5 protein-coding genes are annotated in these 4,165 nt (G+C 53.4%); 4 read left to right on the top strand and 1 reads right to left on the bottom strand.

Features of this window, described 5'->3' with window-relative positions; genetic code table 11:
- Positions 1-1,362 (bottom strand): IS1634-like element ISAs25 family transposase (locus AB5Y64_RS12115; protein ID WP_368203629.1); only part of this gene is annotated, 1,362 nt, incomplete at its 3' end.
- Between the two features lie 256 nt (positions 1,363-1,618).
- On the opposite strand from AB5Y64_RS12115, the gene AB5Y64_RS12110 reads away from it, so the two are divergent.
- The 4 genes from AB5Y64_RS12110 (at position 1,619) to AB5Y64_RS12095 (ending at position 4,129) form a co-directional block, all read left to right on the top strand.
- A complete protein-coding gene (locus tag AB5Y64_RS12110; protein ID WP_042878223.1) occupies positions 1,619-1,933 on the top strand; it encodes a DUF2523 family protein in 315 nt (104 codons plus the stop codon).
- Between the two features lie 3 nt (positions 1,934-1,936).
- A complete protein-coding gene (locus AB5Y64_RS12105) occupies positions 1,937-3,151 on the top strand; it encodes a zonular occludens toxin family protein (RefSeq protein ID WP_368203882.1) in 1,215 nt (404 codons plus the stop codon).
- 29 nt (positions 3,152-3,180) lie between these two features.
- Positions 3,181-3,420, top strand: coding sequence for a hypothetical protein (locus AB5Y64_RS12100; RefSeq protein ID WP_339331612.1), 240 nt, complete (start codon positions 3,181-3,183; stop codon positions 3,418-3,420).
- A 427-nt stretch (positions 3,421-3,847) separates the two neighbouring features.
- Positions 3,848-4,129 carry a hypothetical protein gene (locus AB5Y64_RS12095; RefSeq protein ID WP_368203881.1) on the top strand — a complete coding sequence of 94 codons (282 nt, stop codon included), beginning with the start codon at positions 3,848-3,850 and terminating at the stop codon, positions 4,127-4,129.
- Positions 4,130-4,165: the final 36 nt, after the last annotated feature.

The raw sequence follows: 4,165 nt of genomic DNA, 5'->3' as shown, positions 1-4,165 counted from the left end.
CATCACCATGAGCAACGCTTCAATCCGCTCCGGCTTTTTCAGGTACAGTGAGGAGGTTAAAAACTCCGGGCTCTTGAGAAAACGAAAGCCCCGTTCGACATTCTGCTGCGCTTTATAGGTGGCCAAAAGTTCGGCCATGGTCAGCGTATCGCTGTGGTCATTGGTCGCCAGGATGAACACCCCGGTCTGGTTGCGGGCCTCTTCAACGCAAGCCAGGCTAGTTGCCGCCAACCCAGTGATTTGAAACTGATGGCCAATTGGCTCTTCGCCACGCTTGGGTCTGCCACGTCCTGTATAAACGGGTTCACCTACCACTTCGGCATCCAGTTGCAGCAGCATCAAGCTGGCGGTAAAACAGCTCAACTCAGCTTGGGCATCCGCCTCACAAGCAAAGCGTCGGGCACACAATTTGGCGAAGGCTTTGAGCTCGCGGGTACTGTCTTTGAGCAGGTTTTTGGCCAATGTCTGCTGCTCGCGGTGGCTGGCTTGTTCGCTGCGCACCAGCAACCAACGTTGCGCGACCCCGGCATAATTCGCGTGTTGCCAACGGCCATGATAGCCATTGCCCAGAGCGGTCAGCGGTTGTGCACCTATGGTTGCCACGGCCTGCTTTGCCTCATTGAGAGTGACGGGCACCCGGGTCACAAATAGTTGCTGCTGTTGCGCCAGTAATTGCAAGGTATCGGCGCAGTACAGTGCGGCATCGCCGACCAGATAACGGCACTCCTGCGCGGCCTTGAGACTGCTCAAATGGCGACGAACGGTCTGGGCAAAGGCTTTGGTGTCATTACTATTGCCGCTCAGGGCCTGCATATAGACAGGTAGGCCAGCCTGATTTTCACAGATGAGCTCAAGGATCACTTGATTCAGCTCTGGCCGGTGATCACGACTATAACCACGCACCAGTTGCAGCTTACCGACCAGATCCCCATCGGCACAGTCATAGGCGCCATCGACGTGGAAGCTGGTAATATCGAGGTGCACTGCGGTGCTTTTGAGCCCCAGCCGCTCGACAACTTGCGCCGCCATCACCTGATACAAGGCGCTGACATCGGCCTCAAAGAGGGCATCGAGACAGCGACCGAGCACATCATCATTGAGGTCATCAGCACAGATCCCGGGGCCAATCAGGCGCTCAACCGGCTTGTTAGCGAAGAATTGCGGGAACATGTGCAGGGTGCTGCTGTGAAAGCCGAGGCCGTTCACTATCATGGCGACCAAGGCTTCACCATGTGAGACCTTGAAAGGCGGGGTTTTGGGGAGCAAGGCATCGATCATGCGGGCAATGCCCAGTTCCTGGCAGAGTGCGGCGACCAAACCAAGGTGATCGAGGTTACGGATCGAGATAGCGGGTGCGGCCATGATGATCTACCTGCAAAAGAGAGTAATAGATCAGAACGGCCGATCGCCGTCAAGCACTGAAAATAGCAAAATCAGGTGCGGAATGACGGTTCTATGGCTCTGCCTCGGCTCCTAAATGCTTCGATATGTTCTCCATATTTGGAAAGGATTATCAAGTCTGCCCTGATTCCGATGGCTATTGGGATTTTCTGGCCGCATTGATGATGTTTATTTTCTACTTTACAGCGTTCATTATTTTGACTAGAAGGTGATAGCGATGGAGTGGTTAGGTGATTTATTCAGTGGGTTGTTTCAGGATATATATGATCTTGCTGTCCAGGTAACGGCCTGGATTTCGGTAAAACTGGCTATTCAGTGGATTGAGTTCAAAATATTCCTGTTGGTGTTTTCATGGGATGTTGCCAGGGAAATCCTCATAAACCTGCAATTCAGTGATTTGATATCGTCCTCCTTTAATAGTCTCCCAGCATCTGTGCGGGATATTTTGCTCTATCTGCAATTTGATAAGGGCCTGTCCGTTATTACCCAGGCATTTGTGACGCGCTTTCTACTCAATATCTTCGGGTGGTGATCCATGTCCACCAAAATCCATCACGGTGCGCCAGGGTCTTATAAATCAAGCGGCGCTATTCATACCGATGTGATCCCGGCCATCAAGGCGGGTCGCTACATCATTACCAACGTGCGGGGCTTCTCGGTGGAACGTTGCCGCGAAGTGTTGGGTAAAGAGGTGCCGGATGGCTTTGAGGTGCTCTATGTCGAGACTGAATCCCAGGAGGGCCGCGATCATCTGGCGCGGTTCTACCACTGGGCACCCAAGGGGGCATTCTTCCTGGTCGATGAGGTGCAGCGGGTATTTCCGCCAGCATGGCGTCAGAGTGACCTGGATAAACTCGATTATCCTGGTGGGCCGGATAAGGCCAAAGAGGATGGCCGACCCGAAACAATCGACGTGGCCTTTGATATGCACCGTCACCATAACTGGGATTTCGTATTAACAACCCCGAACATCAAAAAGGTGCATCAAGTAATTCGGGCTGCTGCGGAAACCGCAATTCGTCATACCAATATGGCGATATTGGGACTGGGGGGGCGTTATAAGACCGTTCTCCACCTTTCCGATAACTCCGGTACGTCTCTTTCTGATGTTCTGCAAGCCAAGCCATTTAATAAGGTGCCAAAGTATGTTTTCAAACTTTATGACTCAACTGCAACCGGTAAAGTCTCGGATACAATCGCGGGTAGCTCGATGCTCCGAGACCCTAAAATACTTTTTGTTCTGGTCGTTTGGGGACTCTGTATGTTCTTCGGTTTCATCAAGCCTGAATATATTGACTCGCCTGCTAAAGCCCCTGTGGTGGCTTCTGCGCCCGCTGATGCCGCTGTTTCGGTTCCTGGGCAAGTGGGTGCTGCGCCCGCTGCTAATGTACGTCCTAGTGGCGCTCCTGCTGCGGATGCTGCTGGCGTCTTTGCTGTAGGCCCGTTCGCCGGATACCGCATGATCATCAACTGCCATGTGCTGACCAAGAGTGATCGAGACGTCTACAACGTCGAATATTGCTTTGCACTGCGGAAGGGGGACGACGAGCAAGCCATCTACGCCGAGGAGTGGCCGCAATACTTCGTGGATTTGAAGCCTATGACGGCCTGCCATGCGGTGATCCAGTACCAGGGGCAACCCGTGGATGTGTACTGCGACCCTGATGGGGACGCGCTGCGTAAGCGGGTCAATGGGGCGCTCTTTGCTGGGGCCAAGAATGACGGGGCACCTAGCGATGACCGGACATAAAAATATCTGTGGAAATAATGGGGGTTGCTGTGATTGGCATCATCGCTATCTGCATTGATATTGCCATCCTGATAGCCATAGGGAGCAATCCTAGCTATTCCGCCGAGGCTCGTTGGGCCTGTGTTGCCCTGGTAGCGCTGCTCTCGTTGCCTCCCCTGCTCTGGCTCTTTGGGGGCCACTTTATCGAGCTGGAGGTGAAGTGGCAGCACCACTGCCGGGCAAGACGCCGCGCTCGCTCTGCTGCCGCTCGCGTTAAGAATGGCCGCTGACCATTAGCATATGGTGAGCTGCGCGAACCATGATAAACGCCCTGCCGCAGGGCGCTAGCGTCCCGAGGACCTATGCCCCCCAGGTGTCCGCCTCCCTGGGGTGATTCACGGCATTGAGCGCCTACGCTGAAATAACCCCCTTCCCTGCTAAACCTGTCTTTAATGCCTCGTCAGAGCGACCAGCCGAAGGCTATGGGGCGCGTCTGGTGACTTCCTTCGCCTCCTGTCGCAGACAAGCTGCTCTCAAGGTCTTGTGCCGTCTTGGCGGCTGAGTGCCCCAGGGGATCCGGCTGTCCCCTGCCCCCCCGTGTAGTAATACGGGGGGAATTGTTTGATCAATCTATGATGATTCGATTTCTTGCTCTCTTACTACTTGATTTCTTAATATGGCTTGTGGGTATTGGACTCACTTAGGAAAGGAATTGACATGATTACACAGTTGACGCCCGCTGATGGATGGTATTTTAAACATCAAAAGGATTCTGGAGTCTTAGCCATCTATCGTGTGGCAGCTTGGGGTATAAATGAACAAGGTGGAGTTGTAGGGCTTATAAGTCGTGACTTCACGATGAAAGGTCCAACGCTGCGGCCAATACAGCCAGAAGATACTGGGGTCTATGTGCATGAAACTTCCCTTCTTGAGGCTGAACTGCGTATTCCGGCGAAGTTGAACAGCCATTCCGGCCAACGTGAACACCCTGATCCTTAACGCGCTCACGTCATCTCGTTTCTAACTCGACTGTTC

The organism is Aeromonas sp. R5-1, assembly GCF_040908265.1.
In the GTDB taxonomy this organism is placed as follows: Bacteria; Pseudomonadota; Gammaproteobacteria; order Enterobacterales; family Aeromonadaceae; genus Aeromonas; species Aeromonas caviae.
Note: the sequence above shows the minus strand (reverse complement) of the source record. Positions and strands in the feature narration are given on the sequence as shown.

What these genes read in the sequence shown, in the direction of transcription:
- AB5Y64_RS12110 (WP_042878223.1), top strand. Translation starts at nt 1,619, where the DNA reads ATGGAGTGGTTAGGTGATTTATTCAGTGGGTTGTTTCAGGATATATAT.
- AB5Y64_RS12105 (WP_368203882.1), top strand. Translation starts at nt 1,937, where the DNA reads ATGTCCACCAAAATCCATCACGGTGCGCCAGGGTCTTATAAATCAAGC.
- AB5Y64_RS12095 (WP_368203881.1), top strand. Translation starts at nt 3,848, where the DNA reads ATGATTACACAGTTGACGCCCGCTGATGGATGGTATTTTAAACATCAA.